Here is an 18,018-nt window from a genome sequence, read left to right on the forward strand (position 1 = left end):
ACATGAACGCGATCGTCGGCAGCCACGACCTGCTCCTGGTCACCCTCGACACGCTGCGGTACGACGTGGCCGTCGAGCTGGCGGCCGAGGGGCGCCTCCCGAACCTGGCCCGCCATCTGCCCGAGGGCGGCTGGGAGCGCAGGCACGCGCCCGGGAGCTTCACCTACGCCTCCCACCAGGCGATCTTCGCCGGCTTCCTGCCGACCCCGGCCGCCCAGGGCCCGCACCCGAGGCTCTTCGCGGCCCGGTTCGCCGGGAGCGAGACGACGGCCGACGGCACCTTCGTGCACGACACCCCGGACTTCGTCTCGGCGCTCGCCGCCGAGGGCTACCGCACGGTCTGCGTCGGCGGAGTGGGCTTCTTCAACCGGCAGCCCCCGCTCGGCACCGTGCTGCCCGGCCTCTTCCAGGAGAGCCACTGGGAGCCCTCCTTCGGGGTCGCCTCGCCGACCTCCTTCGAGTCCCAGGTCGCCCGCGCCGAGGAGGTCGTCGCCGATCTCCCCGACGAGCGCCGGCTCTTCCTCTTCGTGAACGTGTCCGCGCTCCACCAGCCCAACTGGTTCCACCTGCCCGGGGCGACCCGCGAGGCGGGCGACTCGCGCGCCACGCACGCGGCCGCCCTGGAGTACGTCGACCGGCACATCGGCCGGCTCTTCGCCGCGATGAGCAGCCGCCGCCGGTGCTTCGCGATCGTCTGCTCCGACCACGGGACGGCGTACGGGGAGGACGGCTTCACCGGCCACCGGCTCGGCCACGAGGTCGTGTGGACGGTGCCGTACGCGCAGTTCGTCCTGCCCGGCCCGGAGAGCGGGGCGGCGGCGTGATGAGCGAGACCCCCCGCCCGTACCGGAGCTACGTCTACGCCTACCCGCACAAGACGGCCTACCGCCCGCTCCCCGAGCGCCCCGGTCTTGCCGGCCTCTGGGCCGGCGAACCGAAGGACGCGCTCTCGCTGTACGCGCACATACCGTTCTGCGAGGTCCGCTGCGGCTTCTGCAACCTCTTCACCCGGGTCGGTGCCCCCGACGAGCTGACGACCCGCTACCTGGACGCGCTCGACCGCCAGGCCACGGCCGTACGGGAAGCGCTCGGGGACCACGAGCCGGTGCGGTTCGCCACGGCCGCCTTCGGCGGCGGCACGCCCACCTTCCTCACCGCCGCCGAGCTGGAGCGGCTCTGCGACATCGCCGAGAAGCGGATGGGAGCGGACCTGCGGGCCGTGCCGCTCTCCGTGGAGACCTCGCCGTCGACGGCGACCGCCGACCGGCTCGCGGTCCTCGCCGAGCGGGGCGCGACCCGGCTGAGCATCGGCGTGCAGAGCTTCGTGGAGGCCGAGGCGCGGGCGGCCGTGCGGCCGCAGCGCCGCGCCGACGTGGAGGCGGCGCTCGGCCGGATCCGGGACACCGGCGTCCCCGTCCTGAACATCGACCTGATCTACGGGATCGACGGGCAGACCGAGCGGTCCTGGCGGGTCTCCCTGGACGCGGCCCTGGCCTGGCGGCCGGAGGAGCTGTACCTCTATCCGCTGTACGTGCGCCCGCTCACCGGACTCGGCCGCGTCCAGGACCCGGCTGCCGCCGACCGGGCCTGGGACGAGCAGCGGCTGAGCCTCTACCGGTACGGCCGCGACCACCTCCTCGCCCACGGCTACGAGCAGGTGTCGATGCGGATGTTCCGCCGCGCGGACGCCGGCCCGTCGGGCCCCGACGACTACGCCTGCCAGACGGACGGCATGATCGGCCTGGGCTGCGGGGCCCGCTCGTACACCTCCGCCCTGCACTACTCCTTCGACTACGCCGTCGACATGCGCGAGATCCGCTCGATCATCGACACGTACACGGAGACGGAGGACTTCTCGCGGGCCCAGGTCGGCTACCCGACGACCGAAGCCGAGGCCCGTCGCCGGCACCTCCTCCAGTCGCTGCTCCAGGCGGAGGGCATGCCGGTCACCGGGTACGAGGAGCGGTTCGGTTCCTCGCCCTTCGCCGACTTCGGCCCGGAGCTGGCCCGGTTCGAGGCGTACGGCTGGCTGGACGCGGACGCCCCGGCGGGGCTGCTGCGGCTGTCGCCGGAGGGTCTGGCGTACTCCGACGGGCTCGGACCCGAGCTCTTCTCCCCCGCCGTGCGGGCCGCGATGGCCGCGTACGAGCCGAAGTAGGCGGTCGTCGTGGATCTCACCGTGCTCTACCGGGGGCCGCTCGCCTCCTGCGACTTCGACTGCCCGTACTGCCCCTTCGCCAAGCGCCGGGACAGCCGGGAGCAGCTGCGCGCGGACCGGGCCGCGCTGGAACGGTTCACCGGCTGGGCCGCCGGGCAGACCGGTGACCGGCTGCGGATCCTGTTCACGCCGTGGGGCGAGGGGCTCGTGCGCTCCTGGTACCGGCGGGCGCTGGTCGGCCTCTCGGGCCTTCCGCACGTCGAGCGGGTGGCGATCCAGACGAACCTGAGCTGCCGGACGGAGTGGCTGGCGGAGGCGGATCCGGAGAAGGTGGCGCTCTGGTGCACGTACCACCCGGGGCAGACGCCGTACGAGCGCTTCCTCGGCAAGTGCCGGGAGCTCGCGGACCGGGGCGTCCGGTACAGCGTGGGGGTGGTCGGGCTGCCCGAGCACGCCGGGGAGGCCCGGCGGCTGAGGGCCGCACTGCCTTCGCACGTCTACCTCTGGGTGAACGCGGCCGAGGGGCACACGTACACCGACGACGAGGCGGCCGGGTGGACGGAACTCGACCCGCTCTTCGCCTACAGCCGGCATCCGCACCGCTCGGCGGGGCTGCCCTGCCGCACCGGCGAGTCGGTGATCTCGGTGGACGGCGAGGGGACGGTGCGGCGCTGCCACTTCGTCAGGGCCGAGCTGGGGAACCTGTACGACGGCTCGTACCGTGCCGCCCTGCGTCCCCGCGCGTGCCCCCTCGCCGTCTGCGACTGCCACATCGGCTACGTCCATCTGGAGACGCTGCCGCTGTACGACGTGTTCGCCGGCGGGGTCCTGGAGCGGGTTCCCGCCGGCTTGGGGGCTAGAGGGGCATGAGGTCGGGGCGTTTGGCTTCGACGTGGTCGCCGGAGCTTTCGCCGCGGAGGCGGCGGCCGATCCAGGGGACGAGGTATTCCTTCGCCCAGTGGATGTCGTCCTTGCGGACTTCGAGGGTGCCGCGCGGCGGGACGGGGGGCCAGGGCTGGTCCGGGTCGGCGGGGACGGGCAGGCCGAGGACCTGGGCGGCGCGGAGGGCGACGCGGGTGTGGCCGTCCGGGGAGAGGTGGAGCCGGTCGTCGTCCCAGGCGCGGCGGTCCTGGACGGACTTCAGCGACCAGAGGTCGAGGACGGGGCAGCCGTAGCGGTCGGCGATGGCCCGGACGTGTCCGTTGTAGGTGGCGATCTTGCCGCGCAGGTGCTTGAGGAGGATGACGTCGCGGGTGTCGAAGCCGGTGGTCACCATGACGGTGCCGACGTCGGAGGCCAGTTGGGCGACCGCGCGCTCGAAGCGCTCGGCGACGTCGTCGGGGTCCGTGCCGGGGCGGATGATGTCGTTGCCGCCGGCGCAGAAGGTCACCAGGTCGGGGGCGAGTTCGCGCGCCCGGGGGACCTGTTCCGCCACGATCTGGTCGAGAAGGCGCCCGCGTACGGCCAGGTTGGCGTAGCGGAAGGCGTCGTGCTCCGGCAGCTGGTCGGCGAGCAGCACCGCGAAGCGGTCCGCCCAGCCGACGTACATCCCGTCGGGCCCGGGGTCTCCGACGCCCTCGGTGAAGCTGTCACCGATCGCCGCGTACGACCCGAATGCGTTCTTGTCTGTTGATCTCGAATCGTCTGCCACGGGAGCACATCCTTCCCTTTCGGATGTGACCTACGCGACCGTAAGGAGGGGTTGACGGCGGGTGACATATGCCACCGATAAAGATTCTCCCAAGCCGGAATACGCCGACGGCCCGGCACAGGTGTGCCGGGCCGTCGGAGGCTGTCCGCCGAGCGGGTGCCCGGGTCAGACGGAGACGCCGTGCTGGCGGAGGTAGCCCAGCGGGTCGATGTCGGAGCCGTAGTTCGGCGAGGTGCGGATCTCGAAGTGCAGGTGCGGGCCGGTGGAGTTGCCGGTCGAGCCGGAGAGGCCGATCTGCTGGCCGCCGCTGACGCTCTGGCCGGCCGAGACGGAGAGGGAGGAGAGGTGCGCGTACTGCGAGTAGTTGCCGTCCGCGTGCTGGATGACGACCTCGTTGCCGTAGGCGCCGCTCCAGCCGGCGGAGACGACCGTGCCGGCGCCGACGGCGCGGACGGTGGTGCCGGAGGAGGCGATGAAGTCGACACCGGTGTGGTAGCCGGAGGACCACATGGAGCCGGAGGCGCGGTACGGGGTGGAGAAGCCGCCGCCGGCGACGGGAGCGACCCAGCCGGAGGAGGAGGTGGAGCCCGAGGACTGCGAGGACTGCGAGGCCGAGGTTTCCGTGGTGGCGGCGGCCGGGGCGGAGGAGCGCTCGCTGCCGCGGGAGGCGCGGGAGGTGTCGCCGTTCTTGCCGGAGTCCTGCTTCGCGGAGCTCTTCGTGCTCTTCGGCGCGGCGGCCTTGGGCGCGGTGCTCTTCGGGGCGGCGGGCGCGGAGCTCTTGGCGCCGAGGGTGAGCTTCATGCCGGGCAGGATCAGCGAGGGGTTCTCGCCGACGACCTGGCGGTTGTCGGCGTACAGCTTCTGCCAGCCGCCGGCGAGGTGGTGGTCGGCGGCGATCTTCGACAGGTAGTCGCCGGGGACGACGGAGTACGTCTTCGGGGCGGCCTTGGCGGCGGCGGGCGCGGCCTGGACGGCGGCGGGGGCCTTCACCTGGGCGGCGGCGGTGACGGCCTGGCCCGGGACGGCGGCCGGAGCGGACTGCTCGGCGGCGTGGGCCCCGGTCGCGCCCAGGAGCGGGAGGGCGACGACGGCGCCACCGGTGCCGGCGACGACGAATCCACGCGTGATGGGGTTGATCCTGGGACGGCGGTGCTTACCCTTCGCGGGCATGGCGAATTCCTCTCCGGCGCCTGCGAGGTGAGCTGTCGGGTTCGGACTGGAGATGCCCGGCCGCGTTCTCACGCGACTTCACCCCGAGCCGTCCTGCATCGCGGGACCGGCGTACTTCCTGGGTCCCCCGCTCCTGCCACGCATGGGATGAGTGCGGATTCCGGGCGGTGGCAGGATTCGGCGGTCCGTCCGGATTGATCGCGACGCTAGACGAGGGGGGTCGGCGTAAACAAGCCACGGATTTTCCGGACTCCCTGACGGGGCGATATCAGGGCGGAATTCCGGTCACCCTCCGTTGATGACGGTCCCTCGGTCTCCTTTTCCCGGAGGGTATTTGGAAAAGACGATCAGGCACGGTCCGTCACGTTTATGACGCTGCTCACGCGCCGCTTGCCATCTCCCCTTCAACCGGGGCGGGTTATGCCGAACGTCTCAATACGGACAGATCACCCATTCCTGTGCGAGGAGGTGCGTGCGGGGCCCCCTACCCGAGATGATTGGCACAGGAACCGATCAACAGAACAGGAGCAGCCGTGACGCAGCAGCTGCCGCAGGTGCCGCCCATCGAAGCGAACGAACCCGAGCTGGCCGAGGTCCGCAACTTCCGGGACGTGGGGGGCCTGCCGACGACGGACGGCCGCGCCGTCCGCGCCGGCCGGCTCTTCCGCAGCGGTCACCTCGCCCACGCGACCGAGAGCGACGCCGCCTTCCTGGCCACGCTGGGCCTGCACACGGTCTTCGACTTCCGCAACGAGGCGGACCGGAAGGTCGAGGGCGCGGACGTCGAGCTGCCCGGCGTACGGAACGTGAACATACCGCTCAACGACCCGGCCGACGGCAAGGAGTTCTGGAAGCTGGTGCGTGACGGCGAGATCTCCCAGCTGCGGGAGATCCTCGGCGAGGGCAAGGCCGCCGACCGGATGTCCGATTCGTACCGGCGCATGATCGTCGAGCGCACCACGGAGCACAGCCGGATCCTGCACTCCATGGCGGAGGAGAGCGTCCCCGCCCTGATGCACTGCGCGGCCGGCAAGGACCGCGCGGGCCTCTCCATCGCGATCACGCTGCTCGCCGTCGGCGTGGAGCGGGAGGCGATCGAGGCGGACTACGTGAAGTCGAACGACCCGCACCGCCGCTACAAGGTGCGCCGCAGCTCCACCTCCCCCGACGCGATGTCGCCCGAGGTGATGGAGCTGCTGAGCCCGCTCTTCGACGCGCGGGTGGAGTACCTGCGGGCCGCCTTCGAGACGATCGAGGCGACCTGGGGCAGCGTGGACGCCTACCTCGCGGAGGGCCTGAAGCTGGCCCCCGAGACCCGCGAGCGGCTGCGGGAGCGCCTGCTCACGGAGGTCTGAGCCCGGGGCCTACTGGTTCTGCCCGCCCAGCATGAAGAGCAGGTAGAGGAATCCGGCGAAGAGGTGGCCCGCGATCAGGTAGGCGAAGAGGCGGAGCACGAGGCCCTTGGGGAACTTGCCCTCTCCGCGCTCCTCGCCGGTGACCGGTACGGACTTCTCGGACATGTCGGTCCTTTCCTCAGGAAGGGTCACGCAGGATCAGCGCAGATGCGGGGTTCCGTCGCCGAGACACAGCTCGGCCGCGGGACTCTGCATCAGGGTGTGGACGAAGAGCAGCTCCGCGCCGCCGGTGGTGGCGGCGCCGATCCGGTGCGGGGTCAGCGAGTCGAAGTGCGCGCTGTCCCCGGGATCGAGGACGTGCACGGCCTCTCCGAGGGCGAGCCGCACCCGGCCCTCCAGGACGTGGATCCACTCCTCGCCGGGGTGGACCCGCACGATGTCGGCCTTGGTGGCGTACGGCACGTGGACGCGCAGGCACTGGAGGGCGCGCCCGGCGCCGCCGGCCTGGCGGTAGGTCCAGCCGCCGGCCTCGACGGGTTCGGAGCGGTCGGCCCGGACGACCGGGTCCCGCTCGGGCGGGGCCTCGCCGAGGAGCTCGGCGACCGTCGTACCGTAGATACGTGCCAGGGCGAGCAGCATCGGCAGCGAGGGCTGCCGGTTCCCGGTCTCCAGGCGCGAGAGGTGGGCGGGCGAGAGGCCGGCCCGCTGGGCGGCGGCCTCCAGGGTGAGCCCCCGGCGGCGGCGCAGGGCCCGCAGCTGAGGGGCGACGTCGGGCACGACGCCGGAGGTGGCGGGGTCCGGGGAGGCTTCCCCGGGGACGTGGTCCATGCGTCCATTCCGCCAGGATCGTGCCTCTGAGGCAAGTTTCTTGCCTCAGAGGCAAAAGTGGCGTCGAGATCCGGTCAGCGCTGCGCGACCGCCTGCTTGACCAGTGTCTTCCCGAAGTCCCACATCAGCCCGCCGCCGCCGTGCGCCTCGTCCATGACCGCCGTGAAGGCGGTGACGAACCGGTCCACATCGGCTTCGTCGATGATCAGCGGCGGGATCAGCTTGATCACCTCCAGGTGGTCGCCGGAGACCTGCGTGAGGATCCGGTGCCGCTGGAGCAGCGGCACGACCACCATCTGGGCGAAGAGGCCCTTCCGGGCCGCCTGGAGCATCGTCCAGCGGCCGCGCAGGCCCAGCGAGGACGGCCGGCCGAACTCGATGCCGATCATCAGGCCGCGCCCGCGGATCTCGTGCAGCAGCTCGTAGCGGGGCACCAGCTCCTTGAGGCGGCCGGAGAGCAGCTCGCCGATCCGGCGGGCGTGGGCGACCGTGCCCTCGTCCTCCATGACGGACAGGACGGCGAGCCCGGCCGCCATCGCCTGGGCGTTCGACCCGAAGCTCGCCGAGTGGACCAGGACGCGGTCCATCGACGAGTACACCTTCTTGAAGATCCAGTCCTTGCCGAGGGTGGCGCCGACCGGGACGTAGCCGCCGGAGAGCGCCTTGGCGACGCAGACCAGGTCGGGCTCGACGCCCTCCTCGTGCTGGTAGGCGTAGAAGTCGCCGGTCCTGCCGAGGCCGGTCTGCACCTCGTCGGCGATGAGCAGGGCGCCGTGCCGGTGCAGCAGCTCCTGGGCGGACCGCAGGAAGCCGGGCGGGGCCTCGTGGACGCCCTTGCCCTGGATGGGCTCGACGACGAAGGCGGCCACGTCGCCCCGGCGCAGCTCCCGCTCCAGGGCGTCGAGGTCGCCGAGGGCGATCGCGGTGTCCGGCAGGAGCGGTTCGAAGCCCTCGCGGAAGCCCCGCTCGCCGTTGACGGAGAGGGAGCCGGTGGTGAGCCCGTGGAAGGCGTGGGTGCAGTAGAGGACCCTGGGCCGCCCGGTGGCGTACCGGGCGAACTTCAGGGCGGTCTCCACGGCCTCCGTGCCGCTGTTGCCGAAGAAGACCCGGTCGAGGTGCGGGCTGTGCGCCAGCAGCCGCTCGGCGAGCAGTCCGGGCAGCGGCTGGCAGTCGAAGCGGGTGAGGTCGGCGAGCTGGGCGTCCAGGACGTCGTGGAGGGCCTTGCGGACGACGGGGTGGTGCCGTCCGAGGCCCATCACGCCGAAGCCGGCGAGCATGTCGAGGTGGTCGACGCCGTCGGCGTCCCAGAAGTGGGCGCCCTCGGCCCGCTCGTACACCTTGTCGAAGCCGATGGTGTGGAGCATGCGCGGCAGCTGGTGGTTGAGGTACTTGGCGTGCAGCTCGTACCGCTCGCCGCCGCGCTCGGAGAGCAGCGCCCGCAGGTCGAACCCGCCGGTCATGACTTGCTGTTCCCGGAGACGGTCTCCCTCACCGCGCGCAGGGACTCCTTGAGGGAGCCCATGGTGGCGAGGACGGCGGTGGGCTCGTAGCCGCAGTGCGCCATGCAGTTGGCGCAGCGCGGGTCCTTGCCGCGGCCGTACTTGTCCCAGTCGGTCTCCTCGACGAGTTCGCGGTACGTGGGGACGTAGCCGTCGCTCATCAGGTAGCAGGGGCGCTGCCAGCCGAAGAGGGAGTAGTTGGGAATGGCCCAGGCGGTGCAGGGGAAGTCCGCCTTTCCTTCCAGGAAGTCCAGGAAGAGCGGCGAGTGGTTGAGCCGCCAGCGGCGCCGGTTTCCGCCGGCGAAGGCCTTCTTGAAGAGTTCCCTGGTCTGTTCGACGCCGAGGAAGTGCTCCTGGTCGGGGGCCTTCTCGTAGGCGTAGGCGGGCGAGATCATCATTTCGTCGACCTGCAGGTCGTCGTTGAGGAAATTGAGCACCTCGATGATCGTCTGCGGGGTGTCGGTGTTGAAGAAGGTCGAATTGGTGGTGACCCGGAAGCCGCGCCGCTTGGCCTCCTTGATCGCCGCCACCGCCTCGTCGAACACGCCCTCCTTGGCGACGGATTCGTCGTGCCGTTCGCGCAGGCCGTCGATGTGCACGGCGAAGGCGAAATACGGGGAGGGCGTGAACTTCTCCAGCTTCTTACGGAGCAGCATCGCGTTGGTGCAGAGGAAGACGTACTTCCTCCTCGCCACCAGCTGGCGCACGATCTCGTGGATCTGGGGGTGCATCAGCGGCTCGCCGCCGGCGATGGACACCATGGGCGCGCCGGACTCCAGGACCGCGCCGACCGCCTGCGCGACCGGCATGCGCTGCTTGAGGACTCCGGCCGGGTGCTGGATCTTTCCGCAGCCCTCGCACGCGAGGTTGCAGGCGTAGAGCGGCTCCAGCTCGACGATCAGCGGGAACTTCTCCCGCTTGCGGAGCTTCTGTTCGAAGAGGTAGGTCCCGACCCGGATGGACTGACGGAGCGGCATGGCCATAACTCGTTCACCTCCTGGGGAGCAGCAAAGAACGGTGCCATTCGAAGAACGCGGGAAGGACGGCACGAAGGACACGGAAGGCTGATATTCCCCCGCGTACCGTGCCGATCCGGACCAGTTCATGTTCCGGAGCGTCCACGACCACCCGGACGGCCGCAACCGGGCGGGCGTCGGGGCCGTCCCCGAACGCTCCGGCGGCCCGGGCGGTACGCAGGGTGGCGGCGGACTCCATGTCGACGGCGATCGCGCCGTCCGCCCGCAGCGCGGTCCGCTCGGGGCCGCGGACGATGTGGTCGGAGCCGGTCAGCGGGCCGGTGTGCACGGCCCGGCCCGGCACGGCCTTGGCGAGGGCCTTCACCAGGAGGTCGGTGCCGGTGCAGAGGGTGGTGCCGTCGGGCCCCCGGGTCTCGTCGGCGACGACCAGGTCCCCGGGGTGCATGCCGGGGGCCAGTCCGGCGCAGAAGCCGGAGGCGATGACGGCGGCGTCCCGCCACCGCTCCTCGCCGAGGGTCCGGGCGACGGCCCGGCGGGCCCGGTCAGGACCCATGCCGGTGCGCAGCACGGTGACCCGTTCGGGTGCGCCGCCCCGGTCCCCGCTGCGCAGGGCGAACTGCTCGATGCCGAGCGCGCAGGCGATCAGCAGCGGCGGGCCGGCCCCGGGGCCCGGTGGGCGGCCCATCAGCGGTCCTTGCGGAGCGTGGGCTCCCCGTGCACGTACCGGCCGAGCGCGGTGAGCGGGAAGACCTGCCGGTAGAGGTGGTAGTTGATGGAGAAGTCCCAGGGGAAACCGGTGCCGGTGAAGTACGGCTCGTCCCAGGAGCCGTCCTCGCGCTGGGTCGCGGCGAGCCAGGCGACGCCCCGCCGTACCGGCTCGGACTCCCGCTCTCCGGCGGCCAGCAGCGCGATCAGCGCCCAGGCGGTCTGCGAGGCGGTGGAGGCGCCCCGGCCGGCGGTCGACGGGTCCGCGTACGAGCGGAGGTCCTCGCCCCAGCCGCCGTCCTCGTTCTGTACGGCTCCGAGCCAGCCGACGGCGCGGCGGATCGCCGGGTGGGAGACGGGCAGCCCGGCGGCGGTGAGCGCGGGGAGCACCGAGCCCGTCCCGTACACGTGGTTGACGCCCCAGCGGCCGAACCAGGCGCCGTGCGGCTCCTGTTCGGCGAGCAGCCACTCGATTCCCCGGCGGGCGCGGGGGTGTTGGGCCATGCCCTCGTAGGCGAGCATCTCGACGACGTGGGCGGTGACGTCGGCGGAGGGCGGGTCGATGACCTCGCCGAAGTCGCAGAACGGCAGCTTGTTGGGGAACGGGCTGGTGTTGTCGGCGTCGAAGGCGCCCCAGCCGCCGTCCCTGGACTGCATGCCGATGGTCCAGCGGGCGCCCCGGGCGATGGCCGCCTCGACGCGCGCGGGGTCGGGGTGGTCGACCCGGCGCAGGGCGAGCAGGACTTCGGCGGTGTCGTCGATGTCCGGGTAGTTGTCGTTGTGGAACTCGAACGCCCAGCCGCCCGGCGGCAGTCCGGGCCGGCGCACGGCCCAGTCCCCCGTCTTGGTGATCTCCTCGTCGAGCATCCAGTCGACGGCCTTCACGAGAGCCGGGTGGTCGGGGCGGAGCCCCGCGTCGGCGAGCGCGATGGTGGCGAGGCAGGTGTCCCAGACGGGCGACTGGCAGGCCTCGATCATGCGCGAGCCGTCCTCGCGGCGGACGGCGAACCGGTCGAGGGACTCGAGCCCGGCCCGCATGACGGGGTGGTCGAGGTCGTAGCCGAGGAGGTGGAGGGCGATGATCGAGTAGACGGCGGGGGGCTGGATGCCGCCCCAGCAGCCGTCGTTCTCCTGGCGCTCGACGATCCAGCGGGCGGCGACGTTCATGGCGGTCCCGCGCAGGGCGCGCGGTGCCACCCGGTGGTAGGCGTGCAGGGCCTTGTCGAGGCGCTGGAAGAGGCCGTCCCAGCCGGTCGCGGGGGCGAGGGGCCGCGGCGGGTTGGGCCGGGCCGGGTCGGTGTGCAGCTCGTCCAGCGGGAAGGGCGCGGGGCGGACCGGGCGCTTCGCGGAGACGACGGTGAGCGGCACGATCGTCTGCCGGGCCCAGCAGCCGAAGTCGTAGATGTTCAGCGGGAACCACTTCGGCAGGAACAGCAGCTCGGGGGGCAGTTCGGGCAGGTCTTCCCAGCGCCACCAGCCGAAGAGGGCCAGCCAGATCCGGGTGAAGACCCGGGCGGCGGCGATCCCGCCGCGGGCGCGGACCCAGGCGGCGGCCCTGGCCATGTGCGGGGCCTCGGGCGGGTCTCCGGCGAGGCGCAGGGCGACATAGGCCTCGACGGTGGCGGAGAGCTCGCCGGGGCCGCCGTAGAAGGTCGCCCAGGCGCCGTCCTCGCGCTGTTCGCGCCGGATGTGGAGGGCGGCGGCGGCGGTGGTGTCGGCGTCGAGGATGCCGAGGAACTGGCGGAGCAGGAGGTCCTCGGCGTCCATGGTGACGTTGGTCTCCAGGTCACCCTTCCACCAGCCCGCCGGGTCCTGGCGGGCGAGCAGGTGCTCGACGGCCCGTTCCGCGGCCCGCGCGGCGGTCTCGTCGAGCTCCGGCGCCGGGGCGTCGGTGTGGTGCGTGGTGCTGGCCGCGGCTGCCCCGGGGCCCACGGCCCCGGCGTTTCCGTCGGTCGTCGCTGTCATGGCTTCCCCTTTGCGCAGTCGGATTCTTCTGCTTCTACGGGTCTGCCGTCGGCCGGCGCCGGAAGGCACCGGCCGGCGACCGCGAACTCATATCAGGGTGATGGTGATCATCTCTTCCGTACGACCACGAAGTCGGCCAGTGCGGTGAGCTGCGCCCGCACCCGGGCGGGCATGTCCACCTCGTGCAGGGCCTCGATCGCGATGGCGTGCTGGCGCCGGGCCTCCTGGGAGGTCCACTCGCGTCCTCCGGCCTCCTCGATGAGGGCCGCCCGGAAGGCGAACTCCTCCTCGGAGAAGCTGTCGAAGTCGTTGGACTTGGCGTCGGCGGCGAGCAGTTCGCCGAGCCGCTCCGAGGCCTCGCCGCCGGCGGCGAGCGCGGCGACGACCGGCAGGGACTTCTTGCGCTGGCGCAGGTCGCTCCAGGTCTGCTTGCCGGTGGCCTCCGGGTCGCCCCAGATGCCGAGCAGGTCGTCGACGGCCTGGAAGGCGAGGCCGAGGTGGTAGCCGTACTCCTCCAGCTTGTCGGCGGTGCGGTCGTCGGCGCCGCCGAGGACGGCGCCGATGGAGACGGCGCAGGCGAGCAGGGCGCCCGTCTTGTTGCCCTCCATCTCCAGGCACTCCTCGACGGTGACCCGCTCGCGGTGCTCGTAGGAGATGTCCTGGGCCTGGCCGTCGATGAGCTTGCGGCTGGCCGTGGTGAGCCTTCGGGTGGCCCGGCCGGCCTCGACGGTGCCGAGTTCGAGCAGGACCTCGTTGGCGAGGGCGAAGAGCGCGTCGCCGACGAGGATGGCCTGCGCGGGGCCGTGCACCTTCCACACGGTGTCGCGGTGGCGGCGCTGCTCGTCGCCGTCCATCAGGTCGTCGTGGAGCAGCGAGAAGTTGTGGACGAGCTCCACGGCGACGGCGCCGGGGATCCCGACCTCGGGCGCGGCGCCCGCGGCCTCGGCCGACAGCAGGGCGAGCGCGGGCCGGACGGCCTTGCCGCCGTCGCCGTCGGCGGGGTTGCCGTGGGCGTCGATCCAGCCGAAGTGGTAGGCGGCCACGGTGTCCATGGGCGCGGCGAGGCGGTCGACGGCCGCCCGCAGTACGGGGGTGGACAGGGTCCGCCCCCGCTCCAGCAGTGCGGACACGTCCGCGGTGTCGACGGCCGGATTACCCGGCGGCACAGTCGGCACGGTCTCTCCTCTTGTTCCGGTACTCACACTCATGCCGCCTCCTGTAGCGGATGGTCGTGGCGGCGGCCGAAGGCGGAGAGCGCGGCGCCCGCGGCGCTGAACCCGCTGCGGACGGCACCCTCCATGGTCGCGGGCCAGCCGGTGGCGGTCCAGGCCCCGGCCAGGTACAGGCCGGGCGCCCTGGTGCGGGCGCCGGGACGGAGCCGGCCGACGCCCGGGGTGGGGGCGAACGTGGCCGTCCGCTCCCTGGTGACGAAGAAGTCGCGGATGCCGGCGCCGCGCGCGGCGGGCAGCAGCCGTTCCAGCTCGGGGAGGTACTTCTCGCGCAGGGCGGCGACGGGCTCGTCGATCTCGTCCTGCGCGGCGGACTGGGAGATGGCCAGGTACTGGCCGCCGCCCTTCAGTCCGGAGGAGTCGGTGCGGTCGAAGACCCACTGCACCGGGGAGCCGAGGGTGGTGAAGAAGGGCCGCTTGAGCACCTTGCGGTCGTAGACCACGTGCAGGTTGAGGATGGGCGCGGTGGCGATGTCGAGGAGCCGGTCGGGGTCGTCGAGCGCGCCCTCGGGGAGCAGTCCGTGGGTCTCCTGCTGCGGTACCGCGAGGACGACGGCGTCCGCCGTGAGGGTCTCGCCGGGTACGTCGACGGCCCAACGGCCGTCGTCGGTGCGGGAGATCCGCTCGGCCTTGGTGCGCAGCGCGGTGCGGACACCGAGGGCGTCGAGTTCCTTCGCGGCCCGGGTGTCGTGGAGTTCGCCGAGCGGGACGTGGGCCCAGCCGATGTCGGCGGCGCCGGGCTCGGAGAGCAGTCCGGTCTTGAAGACCATCGCCGCGAGCCCCATGGAGGCCTGCGGGGCGGGCGCGTTGAGGGTGGGGATGCCGACGAGGTCCCACAGGGCCTCGATGGCCCGCGGGGACTGTCCGTGCCGGCCGAGCCAGGTGGCGAAGTCGATGCCGTCCAGCGCCGGGTCGGCCGGGTCGAGCTTCTTCAGGGCGAGCGCGGCCCGCCCGACGGAGGCCCGCTCGGCGAGCGAGAGGTGCGGGTAGGTGGCGAGGCTGCGCGCGAGGTGCAGCGGCACGGGCAGGCTGTCCCGGCGGATCCGGCCGAGCCGGGGGCCGGCGGGGCGGCCGACGTCGAGGACGGGCACGTCGAGCCGGTCCTGGAGCGGGGCGAGGCGGGCGCCGTCGATCCGGTCGAGGAACCAGCGGTAGGCCGTGCAGCAGCGCAGGTAGACGTGCTGGCCGTTGTCGACGGTGAGCTCGCCCCTGCGGAAGGAGAAGGCGAGGCCGCCGAGCCGGGGCCGGCCTTCGAGCAGGGTGACGCGGACGCCCGCGTCGGCGAGCTGGAGCGCGGCGGTGATCCCGGCGAGCCCTCCGCCGATCACGACGGCGTGTCGCCGCCGGTCGCCGCCGGTGCCGCCGCCGCCGGTGGCGGGGCTCCCGGTCCGGGTGGCCGGTCCCGTCTCCGTGCCCGGCGCGTCGGTGTCCGGCCGTGCGTTCCACTCGGTTCCGTCGGTGCTCACGCGGCCTCCCTTCGGGTCGTCACGGGCGCGGTCGGCTCGGGCCGGGTCGTGGGGAGAGCGGCGGTCGCGGACGCGACCGCCCCCGGCAGGGACGCGGGAACGGCGTCCGGGGTTGCCCGGCGGGCGCCGGCGTACGGTCGCATCAGGCACGCCTCCTGACGGTGCGCCGGGCGATGTGGCGGGTGTCGAGCCCGGAGAGGCCGCGGACCGCGACGTACGCCTTCTCGCGGCCCGGCAGCGAGACCCGGCCGCGCAGCACGGCCTCGGGGTCGCGTTCGATCCGGTCGAGGAGGCGCCGGTAGATGCCGGCCATGGCGGCGACGCAGGCGCCGCTGCGCCGGTCGAGCATCGGGAGCAGCCGGTAGCCCTCGGCGAACAGGGCGCGGGCGCGGCGTACTTCGAAGTGCACGAGCCCGGCGAAGTCGGCGCCCTCGGGCATCTTCTCGCTGTGGAAGCCGTCCCCGCAGCCGAACTTGGCGAGGTCGTCGGCGGGCAGGTAGGTGCGCCCGTTCCCGGCGTCCTCGCGTACGTCCCTGAGGATGTTGGTGAGTTGGAGGGCGAGGCCGAGGGTGTCGGCGTACTCGGGGGCCCGGTCGGCGCCCTGGGCGCCGGGCTGGGTGCCGAAGACGCCGAGGGAGATCCGGCCGATGGCGCCCGCGACGCACCGGCAGTAGACCTTGAGGTCGTCCCAGGTCTCGTAGGTGGCGCCGCGCACGTCCATGAGGACGCCGTCGATGAGTTCGTCGAGGGCGCCGAGCGGGACCGGGAAGCGGCGGGCGGTGTCGGCGAGGGCGACGGCGACCGGGTCGGTGTCGTCGTCGTCGACCTCTCCGGCGCGCACCCGGTCGAGCAGGACCCGGGTGGCTTCGAGCCGTTCCCGCTTGGCCTCGGGCGCGAGGGTGCCGTCGCCGATGTCGTCGACGCGCCGGGAGAAGGCGTACAGGGCGGACATCGCCTGGCGCTTCTCGGCCGGCAGCAGCCGGATCCCGTAGGCGAAGTTACGGGCCTGCTGCCCGGTGACCGCCTCGCAGTAGCTGTAGGCGGCCTGGACCGGTGCGGACGGCTGGGGCTGTGCCTCCACGGTCGCGTTCACCCCTCTTTCCGCGCCCGGAGCAGAACCGCTCCCGCCTGGCGCATCAGGCTCGGCTTGCCGGCCTTCGGTGGGCCGGCGAGTACGTCGTATCCGGCGTCGGTGATCGCGTCGAGCGCCGCGAGTCCGCCGGCGGTGAAGCCGGCGAGGAGCAGGCGGAGCCGGCCGTCGACGCTGCCGACGAGCGGGATGCCCGCGTGGAGCAGCGCGCGGGCCCGCTCGGCCTCGAAGGCGATCAGGGCGCGCACGGAGGCTCCGGCGGTGGGCCGCGCGAGGTCGTCCTCGGTGACGTGGAAACGCTTGAGGTCCTCGGCGGGCAGGTAGATCCGGTCGCGGCCGAGGTCCTCGGCGACGTCCTGGAGGTGCTCGACGATCTGGAGGGCGGTGCAGATCTCGTCGGAGCGGCGGATCCGCTCGGGCGTCTCGGTGCCGGTGAGGGCGAGCACGAGCCGGCCCACGGTGTTGGCCGAGAGTTCGCAGTACGCGAGGAGGTCGTCGTACGTCTCGTAGCGGCGGACCAGCTGGTCCTGGCGGTTGGCCTCGATCAGCCCGAGGAAGGGCTCGGGGGCGAGCCGGCGGCGCCGTACGGTCGGCTGGAGCGCGCGCAGCAGCGGATGGCGGGGGGTGCCGTCGAAGACGCGGTGGAGGTCGGCCTCGAAGGCGTCGAGGACGGCGAGCCGGTCGTCGGCCCGCTCGGGGGCGACGCCGAGGTGCCGGGCGTCGGCGCCGCCGGGGGCGAGGTCGCCGTCGCCGATGTCGTCGACCAGGCGGGCGAAGCCGTACACGGCCATGAGGTCGTCGCGCCAGGCGCGGGGCAGGAAGAAGGGGGCCACGGGGAAGTTCTCGTCCGCGGCCTTGCCGAGTGTGGCGCGCGAGGAGGCGTCGGGGCGCGCCTGCCGGGTGTCCGTCACAGGTCACTGCCCGACGGAGGGACGGCGACACCCTCGTGGAGCTGGAGATTCTGCGTCATGGCCGTCACGTCTCCCGTTCTACACTGCCGATCCAATCCATCCTATTTCGGACACGCCGCCGACCCCTGCCCGTAGAGCCGCCGCCCGGAGGCCCGATGGCGGTGGGGAATGGCCCTACTTGCCGCGAATCAGACCGGTCCAGCTTACGTTGTACGACGACCGTCGCCATTCCGGGGTGGCGGACACCCGGGCCTTCGCCCGTACGGGATGTCAACCCCGTTGCCCCACAAGGAAGTTCGGGGTCGTACGGGGATCAGGGGACGCGCGCGCCGGAGACCACCATGGCGAGGGTGGTCTCGACGACGGCGTTCCTGCGCTGGACGGGGAGGCGGCGAAGCGGGCCGTCGAGCAGCAGAAGTGACAGTCCGTGCACGGCCGACCACGCGGCGGCGCCGGCGGCCGGCCGGACGTCCCCGCGCGGGGTTGCGGCCCTGGCGAGCGCGTCGAGGGCCTCTCCGAACAGGGTGAACGCGCGGATCTCGGGCTCGGGGGCTCTGCGCTCCGGCAACGGCTCGTCCGCGCCGGCCTGGCGGACCACGCAGAACGCGGCCCGGTACAGGCCCGGCTGCTCCACGGCGAAGCCGACGTACCCCCGGCAGAGCGCGGCCAGCCGGCGTTCGGCCGCCAGGGCCGGGTCGTCGGCGCCGGGCTCGCGGGCGGCGGCCCGCTCCATGGAGTCGGCGAGCGCCCGCTGCGAGTGGATCTTGACGGTACGGAGCAACTCGCCGCGTCCGTCGAAGTGCCGGTAGGCGGCGGTGGGCGAGACGCCGACCCGCCGGGCCGCCTCGCGCAGGACGACCCGTTCGGGACCGCCCTCGGTGGCGAGGTCGACGGCCGCGCAGATCAGCGCGTTGCGCAGGTCGCCGTGGTGGTAGGTCTTGCCTCCCGAGATCGCTGACATGACCTCATCCTGCCCGATGTTGACCGCATGAACATTCCGGCGGGGGCGCGACG

The 18,018-nt window shown here is 72.7% G+C and carries 17 protein-coding genes and 1 riboswitch; of the genes, 4 read left to right on the forward strand and 13 right to left on the reverse strand.

Going from position 1 to position 18,018, the window contains the following annotated elements; all coding sequences use genetic code 11:
* Positions 1–2 precede the first annotated feature (2 nt).
* Genes ACZ7G1_RS07735 through ACZ7G1_RS07745 form a run of 3 tightly spaced genes read left to right on the forward strand, consistent with a single transcriptional unit; the run spans position 3 to position 3,028 of the window.
* Positions 3–824, forward strand: coding sequence for an STM4013/SEN3800 family hydrolase (locus tag ACZ7G1_RS07735; RefSeq protein ID WP_470873916.1), 822 nt, complete (start codon positions 3–5; stop codon positions 822–824).
* A complete protein-coding gene (locus ACZ7G1_RS07740; protein WP_470873717.1) occupies positions 824–2,158 on the forward strand; it encodes an STM4012 family radical SAM protein in 1,335 nt (444 codons plus the stop codon). Before ACZ7G1_RS07735 ends, ACZ7G1_RS07740 begins: the two co-directional genes overlap by 1 nt.
* Before the next feature lie 9 nt (positions 2,159–2,167).
* On the forward strand, positions 2,168–3,028 hold the full coding sequence (locus ACZ7G1_RS07745; protein WP_470873715.1) for an STM4011 family radical SAM protein: 861 nt from the start codon (positions 2,168–2,170) through the stop codon (positions 3,026–3,028).
* Here ACZ7G1_RS07745 and ACZ7G1_RS07750 read toward each other — a convergent pair.
* Both ACZ7G1_RS07750 and ACZ7G1_RS07755 read right to left on the reverse strand, forming a co-directional pair.
* Complete coding sequence (locus ACZ7G1_RS07750) at positions 3,015–3,809, reverse strand: SGNH/GDSL hydrolase family protein (RefSeq protein WP_470873713.1); 795 nt, start codon at positions 3,807–3,809, stop codon at positions 3,015–3,017. The two genes, ACZ7G1_RS07745 and ACZ7G1_RS07750, sit on opposite strands and share 14 nt — an antisense overlap.
* 165 nt (positions 3,810–3,974) lie before the next feature.
* The gene (locus ACZ7G1_RS07755) at positions 3,975–4,979 is read right to left on the reverse strand and encodes a peptidoglycan DD-metalloendopeptidase family protein (RefSeq protein ID WP_470873712.1); all 1,005 of its coding nucleotides are present in this window, start codon (positions 4,977–4,979) and stop codon (positions 3,975–3,977) included.
* 4 nt (positions 4,980–4,983) lie between these two features.
* Positions 4,984–5,156, reverse strand: a riboswitch (cyclic di-AMP (ydaO/yuaA leader).
* A gap of 356 nt (positions 5,157–5,512) precedes the next feature.
* On the opposite strand from ACZ7G1_RS07755, the gene ACZ7G1_RS07760 reads away from it, so the two are divergent.
* On the forward strand, positions 5,513–6,334 hold the full coding sequence (locus tag ACZ7G1_RS07760; RefSeq protein ID WP_470873711.1) for a tyrosine-protein phosphatase: 822 nt from the start codon (positions 5,513–5,515) through the stop codon (positions 6,332–6,334).
* 9 nt (positions 6,335–6,343) lie between these two features.
* Here ACZ7G1_RS07760 and ACZ7G1_RS07765 read toward each other — a convergent pair whose 3' ends face one another.
* The 11 genes from ACZ7G1_RS07765 to ACZ7G1_RS07815 all read right to left on the reverse strand — a co-directional run bounded on the left by ACZ7G1_RS07765 (position 6,344) and on the right by ACZ7G1_RS07815 (position 17,965).
* Positions 6,344–6,499: a DUF6126 family protein gene (locus ACZ7G1_RS07765; RefSeq protein WP_189803391.1), complete on the reverse strand. Its 156-nt coding sequence runs from the start codon at positions 6,497–6,499 to the stop codon at positions 6,344–6,346.
* Between the two features lie 33 nt (positions 6,500–6,532).
* The gene (locus ACZ7G1_RS07770; protein WP_470873709.1) at positions 6,533–7,162 is read right to left on the reverse strand and encodes a helix-turn-helix domain-containing protein; all 630 of its coding nucleotides are present in this window, start codon (positions 7,160–7,162) and stop codon (positions 6,533–6,535) included.
* 74 nt (positions 7,163–7,236) lie between these two features.
* On the reverse strand, positions 7,237–8,622 hold the full coding sequence (locus tag ACZ7G1_RS07775; protein ID WP_470873708.1) for an aspartate aminotransferase family protein: 1,386 nt from the start codon (positions 8,620–8,622) through the stop codon (positions 7,237–7,239).
* A complete protein-coding gene (gene hpnH, locus ACZ7G1_RS07780; protein ID WP_470873707.1) occupies positions 8,619–9,644 on the reverse strand; it encodes an adenosyl-hopene transferase HpnH in 1,026 nt (341 codons plus the stop codon). Before hpnH ends, ACZ7G1_RS07775 begins: the two co-directional genes overlap by 4 nt.
* A gap of 7 nt (positions 9,645–9,651) precedes the next feature.
* Positions 9,652–10,323 carry a phosphorylase family protein gene (locus ACZ7G1_RS07785; RefSeq protein WP_470873706.1) on the reverse strand — a complete coding sequence of 224 codons (672 nt, stop codon included), beginning with the start codon at positions 10,321–10,323 and terminating at the stop codon, positions 9,652–9,654.
* Positions 10,323–12,308 (reverse strand): squalene--hopene cyclase, encoded by a 1,986-nt coding sequence (shc, locus tag ACZ7G1_RS07790; RefSeq protein WP_470873704.1) that lies wholly within the window; start codon positions 12,306–12,308, stop codon positions 10,323–10,325. The genes ACZ7G1_RS07785 and shc overlap by 1 nt, the downstream gene beginning before the upstream one ends.
* 107 nt (positions 12,309–12,415) lie before the next feature.
* Entirely contained in the window at positions 12,416–13,516 is a 1,101-nt protein-coding gene (locus ACZ7G1_RS07795; protein WP_470873702.1) for a polyprenyl synthetase family protein, read from the reverse strand.
* Positions 13,513–14,865, reverse strand: coding sequence for a hydroxysqualene dehydroxylase HpnE (gene hpnE, locus ACZ7G1_RS07800; protein ID WP_470873915.1), 1,353 nt, complete (start codon positions 14,863–14,865; stop codon positions 13,513–13,515). Before hpnE ends, ACZ7G1_RS07795 begins: the two co-directional genes overlap by 4 nt.
* A gap of 280 nt (positions 14,866–15,145) precedes the next feature.
* Complete coding sequence (gene hpnD, locus ACZ7G1_RS07805) at positions 15,146–16,096, reverse strand: presqualene diphosphate synthase HpnD (RefSeq protein ID WP_470873700.1); 951 nt, start codon at positions 16,094–16,096, stop codon at positions 15,146–15,148.
* Entirely contained in the window at positions 16,093–17,004 is a 912-nt protein-coding gene (gene hpnC / locus ACZ7G1_RS07810; protein ID WP_470873698.1) for a squalene synthase HpnC, read from the reverse strand. The genes hpnD and hpnC overlap by 4 nt, the downstream gene beginning before the upstream one ends.
* Before the next feature lie 313 nt (positions 17,005–17,317).
* The gene (locus ACZ7G1_RS07815) at positions 17,318–17,965 is read right to left on the reverse strand and encodes a TetR/AcrR family transcriptional regulator (RefSeq protein ID WP_470873696.1); all 648 of its coding nucleotides are present in this window, start codon (positions 17,963–17,965) and stop codon (positions 17,318–17,320) included.
* Positions 17,966–18,018: the final 53 nt, after the last annotated feature.

The organism is Streptomyces sp. NPDC037273 (genome assembly GCF_055603625.1).